10 protein-coding genes, 1 tRNA gene, 2 rRNA genes and 2 pseudogenes (1 of these 15 cut by a window edge) are annotated in these 14,682 nt (G+C 60.0%); 5 read left to right on the plus strand and 10 right to left on the minus strand.

The features are described 5' to 3' along the window. Window positions 1-83 precede the first annotated feature (83 nt). The 3 genes and pseudogenes from ACN9MO_RS13850 to ACN9MO_RS13860 form a co-directional block, all read right to left on the minus strand. Window positions 84-1,272: pseudogene (locus tag ACN9MO_RS13850) on the minus strand (IS3 family transposase). Window positions 1,273-1,331: 59 nt separating this feature from the next. After that, window positions 1,332-2,102 carry an ATP-dependent Zn protease gene (locus ACN9MO_RS13855; RefSeq protein WP_425985291.1) on the minus strand — a complete coding sequence of 257 codons (771 nt, stop codon included), beginning with the start codon at window positions 2,100-2,102 and terminating at the stop codon, window positions 1,332-1,334. Then, window positions 2,099-3,796 (minus strand): AAA family ATPase, encoded by a 1,698-nt coding sequence (locus ACN9MO_RS13860; RefSeq protein ID WP_425985294.1) that lies wholly within the window; start codon window positions 3,794-3,796, stop codon window positions 2,099-2,101. Before ACN9MO_RS13860 ends, ACN9MO_RS13855 begins: the two co-directional genes overlap by 4 nt. On the opposite strand from ACN9MO_RS13860, the gene ACN9MO_RS13865 reads away from it, so the two are divergent. Next, complete coding sequence (locus ACN9MO_RS13865) at window positions 3,776-4,099, plus strand: hypothetical protein (RefSeq protein ID WP_425985297.1); 324 nt, start codon at window positions 3,776-3,778, stop codon at window positions 4,097-4,099. The two genes, ACN9MO_RS13860 and ACN9MO_RS13865, sit on opposite strands and share 21 nt — an antisense overlap. Here the strand turns inward: ACN9MO_RS13865 and ACN9MO_RS13870 are convergent. From ACN9MO_RS13870 to ACN9MO_RS13880, 3 genes are all read right to left on the minus strand, one after another. Continuing rightward, on the minus strand, window positions 4,062-4,628 hold the full coding sequence (locus ACN9MO_RS13870; protein WP_425985299.1) for a hypothetical protein: 567 nt from the start codon (window positions 4,626-4,628) through the stop codon (window positions 4,062-4,064). The two genes, ACN9MO_RS13865 and ACN9MO_RS13870, sit on opposite strands and share 38 nt — an antisense overlap. Window positions 4,629-4,720: 92 nt before the next feature. Then, the gene (locus tag ACN9MO_RS13875) at window positions 4,721-5,803 is read right to left on the minus strand and encodes a hypothetical protein (RefSeq protein ID WP_425985302.1); all 1,083 of its coding nucleotides are present in this window, start codon (window positions 5,801-5,803) and stop codon (window positions 4,721-4,723) included. Window positions 5,804-6,132: 329 nt separating this feature from the next. Continuing rightward, window positions 6,133-7,311, minus strand: a complete 1,179-nt coding sequence (locus tag ACN9MO_RS13880) for a hypothetical protein (RefSeq protein WP_425985305.1) — start codon at window positions 7,309-7,311, stop codon at window positions 6,133-6,135. A gap of 849 nt (window positions 7,312-8,160) precedes the next feature. Between ACN9MO_RS13880 and ACN9MO_RS13885 the strand changes: the two genes are divergently transcribed. The 4 genes and pseudogenes from ACN9MO_RS13885 to ACN9MO_RS13900 all read left to right on the plus strand — a co-directional run. Then, window positions 8,161-8,496 carry a hypothetical protein gene (locus ACN9MO_RS13885; RefSeq protein WP_425985308.1) on the plus strand — a complete coding sequence of 112 codons (336 nt, stop codon included), beginning with the start codon at window positions 8,161-8,163 and terminating at the stop codon, window positions 8,494-8,496. Window positions 8,497-9,123: 627 nt separating this feature from the next. Then, a complete protein-coding gene (locus ACN9MO_RS13890; RefSeq protein WP_425985311.1) occupies window positions 9,124-9,921 on the plus strand; it encodes a hypothetical protein in 798 nt (265 codons plus the stop codon). Window positions 9,922-10,080: 159 nt separating this feature from the next. After that, entirely contained in the window at window positions 10,081-10,917 is an 837-nt protein-coding gene (locus ACN9MO_RS13895) for a recombinase family protein (RefSeq protein WP_425985314.1), read from the plus strand. Between the two features lie 88 nt (window positions 10,918-11,005). Then, window positions 11,006-11,812 (plus strand): annotated as a pseudogene (locus ACN9MO_RS13900) (recombinase family protein); the annotation flags it as partial. Window positions 11,813-12,325: 513 nt separating this feature from the next. Here the strand turns inward: ACN9MO_RS13900 and ACN9MO_RS13905 are convergent. From ACN9MO_RS13905 to ACN9MO_RS13920, 4 genes are all read right to left on the minus strand, one after another. Beyond that, window positions 12,326-12,802, minus strand: coding sequence for a hypothetical protein (locus tag ACN9MO_RS13905; RefSeq protein WP_425985317.1), 477 nt, complete (start codon window positions 12,800-12,802; stop codon window positions 12,326-12,328). A gap of 7 nt (window positions 12,803-12,809) precedes the next feature. Next, a tRNA-Met gene (locus tag ACN9MO_RS13910) sits at window positions 12,810-12,886 on the minus strand. A 304-nt stretch (window positions 12,887-13,190) separates the two neighbouring features. After that, a 5S ribosomal RNA gene (gene rrf, locus ACN9MO_RS13915) occupies window positions 13,191-13,305 on the minus strand. A gap of 148 nt (window positions 13,306-13,453) precedes the next feature. Then, window positions 13,454-14,682, minus strand: a 23S ribosomal RNA gene (locus ACN9MO_RS13920) (it continues 1,568 nt past the right edge of the window).

A 14,682-nucleotide genomic window follows, 5' to 3' on the forward strand; every position in this document is an offset into this window, starting at 1 on the left:
ATCCGATGTGCGTAATCGGCAATCTGGCTCCCGTCACCTGGCATCGGGCCTGCCTTCAGCTTCCCTGACCTGCCACTGAAGTTTCATCCGGCTGCGATTAGAGCCTCGGCGGTTTTTGATAAGCCAGATGGCACGATGGGAGCAACCGGCGGAGACGCGAAGCTCACACATTGCGTAGCGGTGGAGCCGGTTGCGGCGATGATCCCGGCATGGTCGGCCGGGGTCTGGTATCGGAGCGATGAGTGCGGCCGGAAATTGTTGTAGTCGTCAGCCCATTCCGCGATGGCGCTGCGGGCATGATCGAGCCCAAAGAACAGGCTCTCGTTAAGCAGCTCGTCGCGCATGCGGCCGTTGAAACTCTCGACATAACCGTTTTGCATCGGCCTTCCCGGCGCGATGTAGTGCCACTCGACCTTGTGATCCTTCGACCAGGCAAGGATGGCATTCGAGGTCAGTTCGGTCCCGTTGTCTGAAACAATCATGCCGGGCTTGCCCCTTCGCTCGACAAGCGTCGTCAGTTCCCTCGCGACACGGCGACCTGATATCGATGTGTCCGGGATCGCCGCCAAGCATTCGCGCGTGACATCGTCGACCACATTGAGGATGCGGAAGCGTCTGCCGCAGGCGAACTGATCGTGGACGAAATCCAGTGACCAGCGAGCATTCGCCTTTGCTTCGACGAGGATCGGGGCACGGGTGCCAACAGCACGACGCCTGGCTTTCCGCTTGCGCACGGAAAGACCTTCCTCGCGATACAGCCGATAGATGCGATTGACCCCAGAAGACTCTCCGTCTCGCCGAAGCAAATGAACAGCCGTCGGTAGCCGAACCGTCGTCGCTCGTTGGCCAGATCGCGCAACTTCTCTCGCAACTCGACCTCAGGCGGTCGAGAGGATCGATAGCGGATCGTCTTCCGGTCTGCGGATATGATCTGGCAGGCCCGCCGTTCCGAAAGGCCCATGACGGCCTTCAGATGCGTGACAGCTTCACGCTTCGCGGCAGGGCCTACCATTTTTTTCCGAGAAGCTCCCGAAGAGCGGCAACGTCCAGCATCTGCTCGGCGAGCAACTTCTTCAACTTGGCATTCTCGTCCTCAAGCGCCTTCAAACGTTTGGCCTCTGACACTTCCATGCCGCCATACTTGGCCTTCCAATTATAAAAGGTCGCCTCGGAAATCCCGTGCTTGCGGCAAAGATCAGCCGCCTTAACGCCGGCCTCTTGCTCCTTCAGCACCCCAATAATCTGCTCTTCCGTAAATCTCTGCTTCTTCATAAGTCCGTCCTCGATGGGCCGGACTCTAATCTAATCTGGAGGAAATTCTCAGTGGCAGGTCATCCCTCCAACCGCTCGAGGATCTGCCGGACTGCCGTCTCATCCATTGACTGGGAATCGAATAGTGCCTTGGCGAGTGCATGGAAGGTCGGCCTCCGCCTCCTGAGGATCGCCGCGGCCCCGTCGAGCGCAGCTTCCAGTTTGGAATGAACGCGCGCCGCCAGTTCGAGATCACGGTCGAGGACCGCGCCCGGATCGCGATGCGGGCGATAAAGCAGCGGAAGCTCGGTCCCGAAGCCGAGGGTGCGTTCCATATCGAAGGCGAGCCGCGTCGCCCGCGCCAGATCGCTGTCGTCACTGCCCCCGGAGCCGCTCGAGACACGCTTGAGCATCAGTTGCTCGGCGGCCCGCCCTGCCATCAGCATCGTCAGCATATTTTCATACCAGTCGCGCGTGTCGGTCGCCCAGACGTGGAAGCCGACGAGATTGTAGCCGCCCTGCCCAGTATCGATATTGAGACCGCGAACAGGTCCGAGATCAAGCGCATGATGGACGACGGCATGCCCCGCCTCGTGGAAGGCGTAGCGCCAGCGCAGATTATAAGGCACCGGCGGCCGATGACCGCGGATGCCGTCTTCGATGTCCTCATAGCGGATCGCCCGCTTGCTGCGGCGCGCCTTCAAACGCGCCTCCCGGACGATGCGCTCGATATCAGCACCCGTCAGTCCCATCGCCCGCGTGGCGAGACGCCTGAGAATCGCATCGGCGGAATTACCGTGTTGCACGGCTGCCGACAATTCCGACGCGTTGGTGTTCTGTGGCTCGGTCATCGGCTGGCTCCCTTCCGTTCACTTTCTGCGTCTTCCTCCCGATAATCGGCAACGATCTTCTTCAGGGAGAATCCCTCATCGGCCTCCGACCGGACGTCCGGCACCGGCTCCCGGATCAGCGATGTCACATCGTCGCCGAGATGATGAGCCAGGATTTCGGCCAGCGTCGGCACGTCAGGTTTCGGGATTTCGATATGGGTCTCCAACCGTCCGGAGCGCTTGATGGCCTCGTCGATATGGTCGGGCCGGTTGGTGGCGCCGACGATGATCAGCCCCTCGTTTTTGACGGCGCCATCGAGCAGTTCCAGCGCCTTGTTGACGACGGTATTCCAATAGTCGGCATATTCCCGCTCGGCCGGCTGCCTTTTGCCGATGCCGTCGATCTCGTCGACGAACAGGATCGCCGGCGCCATGGCCCGCGCCTCGACAAATGTCTTGCTCATCCTGTCGATCACGTCGTTCAAATGTCCGCCCTGCAGCCAGGTCGACACCGAGGTGACGACCAGCGGGACCTGCAGGCTGTTGCACAGCGCACGGGCAAAGGTCGTCTTGCCGGTCCCGGGCGGACCGGACAGCAGCAGGTTGGTGCTCATCTCCGACCAAGCGAGAATGCTGGCGCGGTAATCATCCAGATCTGCCTTGAGATCGAGCGCCCAGTCTTTCGCTCGGCCATATCCGGATAGTGTCTCGACGGTTAACGGCGGCTTATGGCCGATCTCGCCCACCATCGGCATTGGCTCCGGCTGGATCACTTCGGCGCCGGACGGTTTGTCCTTCTTCCAACGGCCGCTGTTTTCGGTGTCGGACGGCTTCGACTGCTCGTGCGAGCCTTGGGGTTTCTCGCTGGATGTGCTGGAGGATGCCGATCCGGATGCCTTGTCGCCACCACCGCCCTCCTCTTCCTCGAAGTCACCGCGATTGCGCTCAATGAGCACTGCAAGGACATGCAGTACGTCGCGAACATGTCGCCCTGGACGGAAGGCAAGAACCAGATCCTCCAGCGACAGCCAGCGCGCATCGGAATCCGACGGCAGGCCCAGCATCTCGATTGCCGTGCCCGGATACAGCACCTCGACCAGATCGGCGGCGAACCTGCGGTCGAGCTTTCCCATTTCCAGCGACAGGTCGGCGGAGATCTGCAGAAGCGAGGGAATGTCCGACCGCTTTTCCGCGATGGCAAGGACGGCCAAGTCGCGCGACAGCGCGCTGAGCATCCGCCGACGCAGGGCATTGCCCGTGACGCGATGCACGCCCGCGCCCGAGAAGGTCATCAGACGCCTGCGTGTCTCAGCTTCGAGGGCATCGAAGTGATCGTCGTTGAACATGTGATCGGACTCGATGACTGCGAACGGGCCGCCGGGTACCAGCCGGGATTTTTCAAGGAGCCGCAGCACTTCCCGCTCGAAGCCTGCAAGTGGCGCATGGAGGGTGACGACCGGTGTCACACGGGTCAGCGTATAAACGATCTCCCGAAGCGACCGTCCGCTCCTTTGCACCGCACGCGCCAGAACCAGTGTTGCAACGATGTGACTGACCAGTGGCGCAACTGCCACCCGATCCACCAGGCCGACGGTGTAGGTACGCCGATCGACTCCGTTACCCAGCACCGCGTCTTGCGCGATTGCGCCGTGACGCGCCCGAGGCAGGGCCACGAGTTGCGAGGCGAACGGCGGATGAACGATCCCGGCGGTCACGACACCATCGCCAGCAGAGCCGGGCGTCGGATTGCCGGTTTCCTTCGGTGGGACAAGCCAGTCACCAAAATTCCGCCGGAACCAGGTATCGTCACGGATCGGATCGCCGGTCAGTCGTGTCGTGTCGAAAGCCGGGCTGTAGCGGCAGGTGAGATGACCATCGACATCGACGATCTTGCTTTCCAGAAGACCGTTGCGCAGAGCGATCCGGCGTGCCTCGCGGCGGGCAAGATGACGAAGGCGGCGGATAAACAGATGAGCGATCTTATCCATCAATCAGACCTCCCGTCTCCGCGGCAATAATTGCCGTTTGGGCGTCCTGCACCGGATCGCGCGGACGCGTCCGACCACGCCGCCGCCCGTCAATGACACCGGACTTCGAGATCCGCGCCAACACACGCTCGCGCGACGAACGACGCGGCGGATGCGCGTCAGCCGACGAACCGGTCGAGACAGACAGGCTCAGTTGTTCGTTCCGGGACCGATCGAGATGCCGGTTGCGGCTCCGCAGCCAGTCGAGCAGCAGGCGGCATGCCGCATTGTCACCATCGGCAAGTGCACGCAACCGAAGCATCAGTGGCTCCGGCACAAAGCCATCCAGCAGAGGACCTTGCCGAACGAAGGCGAGCGCCAACCCGATCACGACGGCGGGATCGTCGCGATCGCTCGAACCGTGGCTAAGGTCGGCGGATTCGACATGAGAGAGATTCGCAGGCTTGCTGCGAAGGCAGGGCGACGCGATGGTATCGGTCGTGACCGCTTCGCAACGGAAGCCGGCCAGAGACGGGCTGTGGGTATCGATGGACATGACTGTCTCCTCGCCGGAGCGCATCGCATCCGGCGTTCGTAGAATGGAAGGGACTGGAGAAGCCGGCCACGCGCTTCAGGCGCGGCCGCGATCAGTGCCGTTAGGCTAGCGGCTCGTCAGTGCCGGCGCGGACGGCGGGCGAAGCCGACCCGGATACGGACCGGTTCGGGCTCGTCGTCCTGATCGTCGAAGCAGCCGAGATCGTAGTGACCATCGTCCTCGTCCGGCGCGGCCATCGCCTGCTCTTCCTCGTAAGCGCGAGACGAACCGTTCAGCGCAATCATCGGCTTGCCGGAAACGGTCGAGGTAGCGGCCGCGTCCGACGCGGTCATCGTCACACCGAGCGCCTTGCTGGCTTCGGCTTCGAGAAGCTGCTGCACGCGGCGGCCGAAGCGCAGACGCAGATCGGCCATGCAGGCGGCGACACCGTCGATTTCCAGCAGGTCGTCGATCTCGGACAAGGCCCAGATCCCGGTGGCATGATCGCTCGGGCGGCTGGCACCGTCGACGATCGCAACCTCGACCGTATCGACCATCATCCGCTTGTGATGCTTGTAGAGCCAGTCCGGCAACACCATCGCCGAGGCCATCATCTTCAGCTTCAACTCTTCGAGACGGTTGGTGTCGCCGTAAGAAGCGAGCGACCGCTTCAGGTCGAGGATGTAGGCGGTGTGCCGGGCGCGGTTCACGAGGATCAGGTCCGGCGTGTACGATCCCTTTGCCGGCGCCTCGCAGTCAAGCTTGATCCCATCGAGGCTCGACCAGTCGTTGCCGGAGACGGCTTCGAGCGCCGCCTTGACCAGCGGCAGCTTCAGCGACTGCGTCAGCACCGTTACATTCGGATTGGCTTTGGCCAGCCGCTCTACCGCCTGCTCCAGCAACTTGCCTTCCCGGAACGACACCGCACGGACGAGCGAGGCGATGTGAACGTAATGGCCGAGGATCTCGTCCTCGACCGGTTCGCCGTCGGCGATCGCCGCGATGGCACGATCGATCAGCAGATCGAGATCAGCCTCGACTTCGGCAAAACGAACGATGTGCGGATGACGGCGCAACGCCGCCGGCTCGGCGATACTGCTGCGGGCGCCGATGCCGACCCGGGCGCCGGCGCCGGACGAGCGTTGGGAGAACATGGATGCCGCGACGACGGTCGAACGGAGAACTTCCCCATTGGGAAGTGTAGAGGTAATGGTGCTCATAGCCCGATTCCTTTTCACGAAGGCTGAGGGTCAGGCCCTTGGTAGCGTTGGCGCGCTGCCTTGGGCCGTTTTGTGTCCGGTCTTCCGAACAGCCCTAACCTGGCAGGACCGGGAGCCGGGCTCAAGGACCCGGGAGAGCAAAAAAGAACAAAGCCGGTACATAGTTAACGTCGGGCTCACGAAGTCCAAAACCGATGGTCGCTTCCGGCGATCGCGGTCGGCCTGCGCGTTTCCGCTCGCTATCATCGAGCAAAAGGAAAAGGGCCGACATGCGGCCCTTTCGAGTTTGGCGGGAAGGCCGGTTCACAGGCCTTCGTGCAACTTGCATCTTACCGCGTGACGGCTGGCGCGAGTTCAACATCGGCGACGCTGTCATCGGCGAGCGCCGGCACCTTGGCAAACTGCTTGCGGTTTCGCGGCACCTCCCGGCTGACGGTCATGAAGCCGCCGGTCGCCTCCTCCAGCGCCGCGCCGAACCGGTCGGTCACCTCATCCGGGACATCGGCATCATCAGAGACCTCGTCCAGCATAGCCGGCTCGCTATCGTGACGATCGCCGACACTGTCCGCCTCTGCCGGAACCGCCGGTTCGGAAGCCGGAGCAGTTGGCGCCGCGAGCGGCCATTCCGGCTTCCGCTCTTTGGACACCGCCCAGCCGAGCACCGGAAGCACATGCAGCGCAAGCCAGTCGCGCATGTCTTTCGACTTCGGCCAGCCATCGACACCACCCAACGTATAGAGCGTATCGTTGACCTCAGCCCAGCCGGTCTTCTTCGGGAACTTGGTCGGCCGGGTGTTGCGGCCATAATCGAGTTCCGGCTCGAGGAACAAGGCCAGGCTTTCGAGCTCCTGACGGGCGATACGGGCCATGTCCTGGATTTCCTTCGCCAGCGCTTCCTTGATCACCCGGCTTCTGGTCAGCGCAGCCTCGACGGCCTTGCAGATCGTGACGACATGCTCGATGAACACCTTCAATCCATCGCGGATCTTGGCCGCAATCAACACTTTCAGTCCGCCAACGCCACCGGTCCAGAACTGATCGTCCTTCTCGGCCTTGTCACCGCCTTCTTCGCCGCCGGCCAAAATGGCCTTCACGTCGGCGACCTGAAGGCGCCCGTTCTCCTCGGCAAAGGCAATGGCCGCCTTCACCTGATCATCGGTTGCCGAACTCAGGTGGAACAACACCGTCGCGCCGACCGAGAGATCGACCAGTTCATCACGAACATGGCCGAGGTTGCGGAACACCGCCATATAGTTGCGACCGCTGCGAGGTGCGAGGCCGCAGCGCATCTTTACCCATTTGTCGAACCGGCCATCGGCCAGCAGGTCCGCGGCTTTCGCCAGATGATCGCCGAGCTCAAAAGTCTGCTCGGTGGTGCGGCGCCCGAGGTCGAAGATATGGGCCGCGCTGCTTTCGAGCAGATCGCGCGTTGTGTGCGCGATCCCCTCTTCTTCGTAGTTGTAGGAGAAGGCGGCAGTCGTGGTTGTTTTGGTGGGCTTTGTGGGCATGGAAGTCTCCGTGTGACGCGTTTACAATGCATCCGACGAACAACCCGTCGGATGACTATATGATCGCGCCAATACGGATGTAATGCAAATTTAAGTAAAATATCATTATAGTATAATATTGATTATAATCTTTATTTCCCTGCGGTTTTCAGCAACTATATTCAATTATAAACGACGAATTAATCAATTAATATTGAGATATACGATATCTATGGAAATTTTTTACTCATATTCGATCGATATTATTTCACCGCAAAATCCAGAATCCGGAGCCGGATAGCCGCCCCCCACATTTAAGGCCTTCACGAAGTAGTTTGGCCGTCACGGAAACACGCGACGAAGTAAACACGAAGCCAGCGTCTTGCCGTCTAAGAGCGACGCTCGATTTCCACCCGAAGATGGCACATTCCGCACGAACGGCTTGGACATATGACAAGCGACTTCGCGGATGTACCCACCGGGAAGTTTTTGGTTCGTCGCCGCCTCATAGTCCGGAATGGAGATGGCCCTGCAGGCGCAATCGCGACACGAACCGCTGGCGATTTCCGTCAGCTTGCCCACAGGTCGTTTCAATGTGCCCGCACGTCGAGACAAATTGCGCTCATTTGATTCATGGTCCGATATTTTTGATTCCAAACGCTGGTCATTTGATTCACGACCGCCGTTTGCCCTCGCCAGCTTATCTCGACCTGTCTCAACGTGCCCGCAATTGATCTCAAATTGCGATCATTTGATTCAGAACCCTAAAAAAACGTTTCATAAACCGGGATTTCCGATTCCATGCAAACGGCGTTGCTGGATGGACAACGGTCTGGCATCGGTAGCCAGAGACCTGATGGGGAAGAGTGCATGCCAGCGAAGTCCGAGGAGATCCGCAACCGCAAACAGCGCGAGCGACAGCAGAAGCTTCGCGATGCCGACAGAAAGGCCAAGCGCCCCGGACGAGACGATGTGGCCCGCGTCGCACTCTACTGGCTCATCAATCGGGCGATCGAGAAGGAGCTGCACGAGGACCTCGAGAAGTTCAGAGCCAGGATCGTTGCGATGCTGGCAGAACAAGGCTTCGACAACCGCCAATCCGAGATCGTTCTCGACGAGCTCATCTACAAATACCGAACGGGGGGCTCGCCCTTCCGCCGCAAGCCCCACCTGCTCTATCCTGATGGTGCCGACGACGCTGACTGACCGGTTGCATCCGAACGGCCGCCTGCGGTTTCGGTCTTTTGCACATCAACGATGGCTACGGGAACGCCTAACGGCGTTTGCAGACTCTACGGCTCCTCCCCCCATTACTCGGTCAAACGCCGTTTGATTCTGAATCGAATGTTTCGAGCTTATTCACAGGGGACGCGGGGCCAACGCGTGATCCACGACTGGCGGATAGGTCGCGGGAACAAGCGTGTTGCACATCAGCCACAGTTTTCATAACTCTATACCTAACAATGACTTACCGCCGTTTGGGTCGGTGATGACGTTTCCCCGCAGATCAATGATTCCGGCCGTGCCATTTCGGGAATTCCGGTAATTTTCGGCAAACTGGCATCGAAAGCCATACAGATGAGGACGCTTGAGAAGTGCCGCGCTTTGTGCGCTATTGGCGCCGACAAGTGTTCAACAGGCCAGCCCGCAACGGAAAGGAGGCGCCCATGGTTCACGTTATCCATGTCGACGGCGCCACGATCCAGCCGTCCCGGGACATCGAGTGCAAGGACGGTTCCGGTCTCGGAATCTGCACCGGCCGCATGCGCGAGGAAGTTCTCCGCGTGGTTCGCCGTCGCAAGCGACGACGATCCACGAGCACAAGGAGATTCCATGTCGAATATCATCCAGCATCCGTCTGCCATCGTTGCGGTTAAAACGCATCACCTCCACGATGTCGACAACGACACCAAAGCCCGGCTGTATTCCGGCACAGTAGCCATGGCCTCCATCACGGGCGCATCGATGTCCCGCGTCCGGGATGCCGTGCGGCTCGTCCGTCACGGCGCAGGCTGGGTAGACCGCCGCCGCACTCCTGCGGTCACAACGACAAGTGACGACGAGATCGAGAGCACCTTGCGATTGCTGGGTTATGCAGGAGCATGGCACGACATCAAAGGTCGCCCGACCCTTGCTGCGTACCTCGCAGCCAGGACGGGAATTCAGCAAAGCCATCCCTGCATCGTTTTTCTGGGCAACCACCGCGTCGCGATCAGTGGCGAACTGTTTTGCGATGTGACCAATAACGGCTTGATGGTCGATATCGACCGAGCACCCTGGCGGCGCAAGCAGGTGCACCATGTGTTCGTCCTCACCCACCGCATCCCCGCGACGCAGATCCCGTCGAGGACCCCGTCCCGCGTCCAGCCGGCGCACCTGACGTCCGAACAGAAACGCCGGATCAAGGAACTGGACCGCCTGTTTCGCGAAGCCGTCAAGGCGGAGACCGGTGCAACGCGGATCAAAGTGACCTCCACCGAAGTCTTCATTATCCGCCCCGCCGATTCCGGCTGGACGTGGTGCGGCGCGCGCGATGGCGTCGTCGACAGCCTGCTCACGCTTCAGCAGCATGGCTGGATTGGCGGCAACACCGATGCGGCCGCGGCCTACCGCGCCACGATGGGTTACTGACCAGCGCTCAGGAGCAGCACTTCATCGGCGGCAATTATTGCCGCCGGCACCCCACACCTGCCGGGCCATGATGACCCGGCATCGCGACGGGGCTCTCAAGCACCCCGCCGCCGGTTACCGTGTCCCCCGACTTAGCCAGTTCGAACGGAGATCACTTCATTGACCAGGAACGTTCTGTTCTACGCACGCCATTCCGCCGGATACCATGACCATGCCTGCCTCGAAACGCAGCTCTACTACGGGCACCGCTTCATCAAGGAGAATGGCTGGACCTTCGTGAAGTCCTATGCTGACGAGGACATCGGCGAAGTCGTCTTCATGGCGCAGCCCGGCGTGCGCAAGCTTTTCGCCCATATCGAGCGTGAGACGGTCGATATCGTCCTCTGCCATACACTGGACCGGTTGTGCTCGCGATTTGATATCGCCAGCCGACTGTTGAGCGAACTCGCTCGCAAGGGCATCGAACTCTGGGCTGCTGATCCCGGCGAGCGGATCACCGCCCGGAACCTGTCCGATCACTATATCGATGACCGCAGCACGATGCTTGCCATGGGCAGCCACATTGCCCACGTGCCCGATGACCTGCGGGAAGATGAACACCTCGTGCCCCTTCCATTCGGTTACCGCTATAAGGGCGCCTTCAACGCCGACCGACAATACATCTTCGGCTTCACGGCGGTGGATGCAGACGCTGCCAACGCGGTTCAGCAGATTTTCCAGTTGTATGCCGAGGGCATGTCGCCGGCAAAGATTGCAGCACTCCTCAATACAGTGAGTGTCACCGGCCCTCGCGGCAAGGCATGGCGCGACGTCACGATCCGCGGTGACCGCACGCAAAGTACCGGCATTCTCAACGATGAGATCTATCTCGGCCGCTTCTGGATACCGGGCCGCGACCGTTTCGACTTCGTGCCGGCGCTTCAGATCGTCACCCAGGATCTTTGGTACCGCGTGAAGCAGCGTCAGCGTCTGGCAGCACGGGGCGTCGCAGAATAGCCCACCACCACGAGCAGGTCTGCATCACATTGGCCCGCAAAGCCGGCCACTGTTCACCAAAGAGATTGTTTGAGATGGAAGCCTACACATGACCAAGACTGTTTTGTTCTACGCCCGCTACTCCACCGACCGCCAGAACGAAGTGTCGATCGAAACACAGATCGAACTCGGCAAGACGTTTGTCGCCGACAGGGGCTGGAAGCTGGTCGAGACCTATGCCGATTCCGCGATCAGCGGAACCTCCTTCACATCGCGCCCCGGCATCCAGCAGCTCCTGGCCCACGTGAAGCGCGAGCGGATCGACGTGGTCCTCTGCGTCACCGTCGACCGCCTGTCGCGCGACGTCGAGCACAGCTCGAAGATCCTCAAGGAACTCAACTACCACGACGCGGCGATCTGGACCGTGCAGGCCGGCCAGCCGATCAGCCATATCGAGCTGCATATGCGCTCCACGCTCAGCCATGAACTGGTCGAGCAGATCCGCTATCGCACGCGCGAAGGCATGAAGACGGCGGCGCGCAAGGGCAAGGCGACGACCCGCCTGTGCTACGGCTACCGGCTCGGCCAGCAGCGCGACGCCAATGGCGACCGGATCAGGGGCCTGCGTGAGATCGAACCGGCCGAGGCAGAGATCGTGCGCTGGATCTTCGAGCAATATGCCGACGGGGTCAGTCCGGCGGCAATTGCCCAGAGCCTCAATACCCGCGGCGTGCCCGCGCCGCAGCACAAATACTGGCGCGACGACACGATCCGCGGTGACGGCAAGCGGCAGGCCGGCATCCTCCACAACGAACTCTATGTCGGCCGGATCGTCTGGAACAAGCAGAATTACCGCAAAAACCCGGAGACCGAACGGCGCACCGCCCGCCTCAACGACAAAAGCGAATGGGTCGTGACGGAAGTGCCGTCCATGCGCATCGTCAGCGACGAACTCTGGGCGCGCGTAAAAGAAAGGCAACTGGCGACGCTCGAGAATTTTTCCCGCACGACCACCAACCGGCTCAACAGGACGCATCGGCCGAGCTACCTGCTGAGCGGAATGCTGGAATGCGCCGAGTGCGGCGGCTCCTACGCCATCATGGCCAAGGAACGCTACGGCTGCTCCAACCACAAGAACAAGCTGCCTATCGACGGGCTCGACGGCGCCTGCTGCTCCAACCAGAAGACCATTCTCCGCAAGAACCTGGAGGATCGGGTGCTGTCCTGCCTCCCTGCCGCCTTCTTCGGCATGGGTGTATTCGACGATGTCGCCGGACAGGCCCGCCATAACCTTGCAGCCTCGATGAAGAAGGAACCGGACGAGCGCCAGCGCATTTCCGGGGAATTGAAAGCCGCCGAACAGGAACAGCGCCAGATCATCCAGCAGATCAGCGATCGTGCGGCCGAAGGCCGCCCTCGCCTCGCCGCCCTAGACGATATGCTCGACACGCTTGAGGAACGCCGTGCCGGCCTCGAGGCGCGCCTGACGCAGGCGCCGGCGGAGGAAGATTTCGGGGAGAAGATCAGGAAGCTGAAGGCGGAAGTCAGTCCCGAAGCTGTCGAGCTGATCATCAACTCCGCATTCTATTACCTGCGCGAGCACGCCGATACCGAGACGAAGCAGCCGTTCATCAACATCGTGCGCCAGTTCATCCAGAAGGTCGTCATCGGCAAGACCCCGGGCCACCAGCCGGCATCCCTCGAAGTCCACGGCCGCATTGCCTCGATCCTGGCTGCGATGGAAGCCGCAACGATTCTCGAGAAGCAGTTCGAGGCACTGAAGCAGCACGACTATCTGGAGAAGCTGCGCGCCGGCGAACTCGACACGGAGCAGAAACAAAAAAAGCTCCTCGACGCCTACGCGGAGGAGCTTTCGTTGAAACGACTTGAATGGCAAAATATTCAAGTCTCAGTGGTTGCGGGGGCAGGATTTGAACCTGCGGCCTTCAGGTTATGAGCCTGACGAGCTACCGGGCTGCTCCACCCCGCGCCATCTAGGTAAACCGCTAAGCGGTTTATCCGTCATCGCGGTAAATCCCTATCGGATTTATCCGCTCTTTCCGGGTTTTGCCGAAGGCAAAATCCCGTTTAATCCGGTCCGAGTTTTGCGAAGCAAAATCTCGTTGTTTGTCTCTGCCGAGCAAATCCGTGAGGATTTGTCTCGCGTAAGGGACGCACTGATTATTTTCAGCCTAGCAAAACAAAAGGGCCGCTTGGTGGCGGCCCGTGTTCGGCAGGGCCGAGACAGAAGAGAAGAAGATCGTTTTCGGTTTTGTTTCTCTTGCGTTTTGCAGACCTGGCAGCGACCTACTCTCCCGCGTCTTAAGACGAAGTACCATCGGCGCTGGGGCGTTTCACGGCCGTGTTCGGAATGGGAACGGGTGCAGCCACCCCGCCAGAACCACCAGGTCGGCAAAGCGCAAGATTTGCGCCTAGCTTGGCGCAAACCGAATGAGAAGCTGGTTGAAGTTTTCACTTCAGTTGTTTTGAACACGTCACTCATCTCAAGGCGAATGCAAAAGCATTCGTCCGAACGTGATGAGCACAAGCAATGGGAACGATCAAGCCAATCGAACGATTAGTACTGGTAAGCTTCATGCGTTGCCGCACTTCCACACCCAGCCTATCAACGTGGTCGTCTTCCACGGTTCTCAAGGGAATACTCGTTTTCAGGTTGGTTTCCCGCTTAGATGCCTTCAGCGGTTATCCATTCCATATATAGCTACCCTGCTATGCCCTTGGCAGGACAACAGGTCCACCAGAGATATGTCCATCCCGGTCCTCTCGTACTAGGGACAGATCCTGTCAATATTCCTACACCCACGGCAGATAGGGACCGAACTGTCTCACGACGTTCTGAACCCAGCTCACGTACCGCTTTAATTGGCGAACAGCCAAACCCTTGGGACCTGCTCCAGCCCCAGGATGCGATGAGCCGACATCGAGGTGCCAAACAACCCCGTCGATATGGACTCTTGGGGGTCATCAGCCTGTTATCCCCGGCGTACCTTTTATCCGTTGAGCGATGGCCCTTCCACGCGGGACCACCGGATCACTATGACCGACTTTCGTCTCTGCTCGACTTGTCAGTCTCGCAGTCAGGCGGGCTTATGCCATTGCACTCGACGACCGATTTCCGACCGGTCTGAGCCCACCATCGCGCGCCTCCGTTACTCTTTCGGAGGCGACCGCCCCAGTCAAACTACCCACCATACACTGTCCCGGATCCGGATAACGGACCGCGGTTAGACATCCATGACGATAAGGGTGGTATTTCAAGGATGGCTCCACAAGAACTGGCGTCCCTGCTTCAAAGCCTACCACCTATCCTACACATGCCGACACGAATGCCAGTGTAAAGCTATAGTAAAGGTGCACGGGGTCTTTCCGTCTGACCGCAGGAACCCCGCATCTTCACGGGGAATTCAATTTCACTGAGTCTATGCTGGAGACAGCGGGGAAGTCGTTACGCCATTCGTGCAGGTCGGAACTTACCCGACAAGGAATTTCGCTACCTTAGGACCGTTATAGTTACGGCCGCCGTTTACTGGGGCTTCGATTCAGAGCTTGCACCCCTCCTCTTAACCTTCCAGCACCGGGCAGGCGTCAGACCCTATACGTCGTCTTGCGACTTCGCAGAGCCCTGTGTTTTTGATAAACAGTCGCTACCCCCTGGTCTGTGCCACCCCATCTGACTTGCGTCAAAAAGGGTCACGCTTCTTCCGAAGTTACGCGTGCAATTTGCCGAGTTCCTTCAGCATAGTTCTCTCAAGCGCCTTGGTATAC

Source organism: Ensifer sp. R-19, assembly GCF_049905105.1.
Taxonomy (GTDB): domain Bacteria; phylum Pseudomonadota; class Alphaproteobacteria; order Rhizobiales; family Rhizobiaceae; genus Ensifer.

Coding starts and splice junctions, on each gene's coding strand:
- ACN9MO_RS13880 (WP_425985305.1), bottom strand. CDS start 7,311: ATGCCCACAAAGCCCACCAAAACAACCACGACTGCCGCCTTCTCCTAC.
- ACN9MO_RS13875 (WP_425985302.1), bottom strand. CDS start 5,803: ATGAGCACCATTACCTCTACACTTCCCAATGGGGAAGTTCTCCGTTCG.
- ACN9MO_RS13885 (WP_425985308.1), top strand. CDS start 8,161: ATGCCAGCGAAGTCCGAGGAGATCCGCAACCGCAAACAGCGCGAGCGA.
- ACN9MO_RS13890 (WP_425985311.1), top strand. CDS start 9,124: ATGTCGAATATCATCCAGCATCCGTCTGCCATCGTTGCGGTTAAAACG.
- ACN9MO_RS13855 (WP_425985291.1), bottom strand. CDS start 2,102: ATGACCGAGCCACAGAACACCAACGCGTCGGAATTGTCGGCAGCCGTG.
- ACN9MO_RS13865 (WP_425985297.1), top strand. CDS start 3,776: ATGAACGATCCCGGCGGTCACGACACCATCGCCAGCAGAGCCGGGCGT.
- ACN9MO_RS13870 (WP_425985299.1), bottom strand. CDS start 4,628: ATGCGCTCCGGCGAGGAGACAGTCATGTCCATCGATACCCACAGCCCG.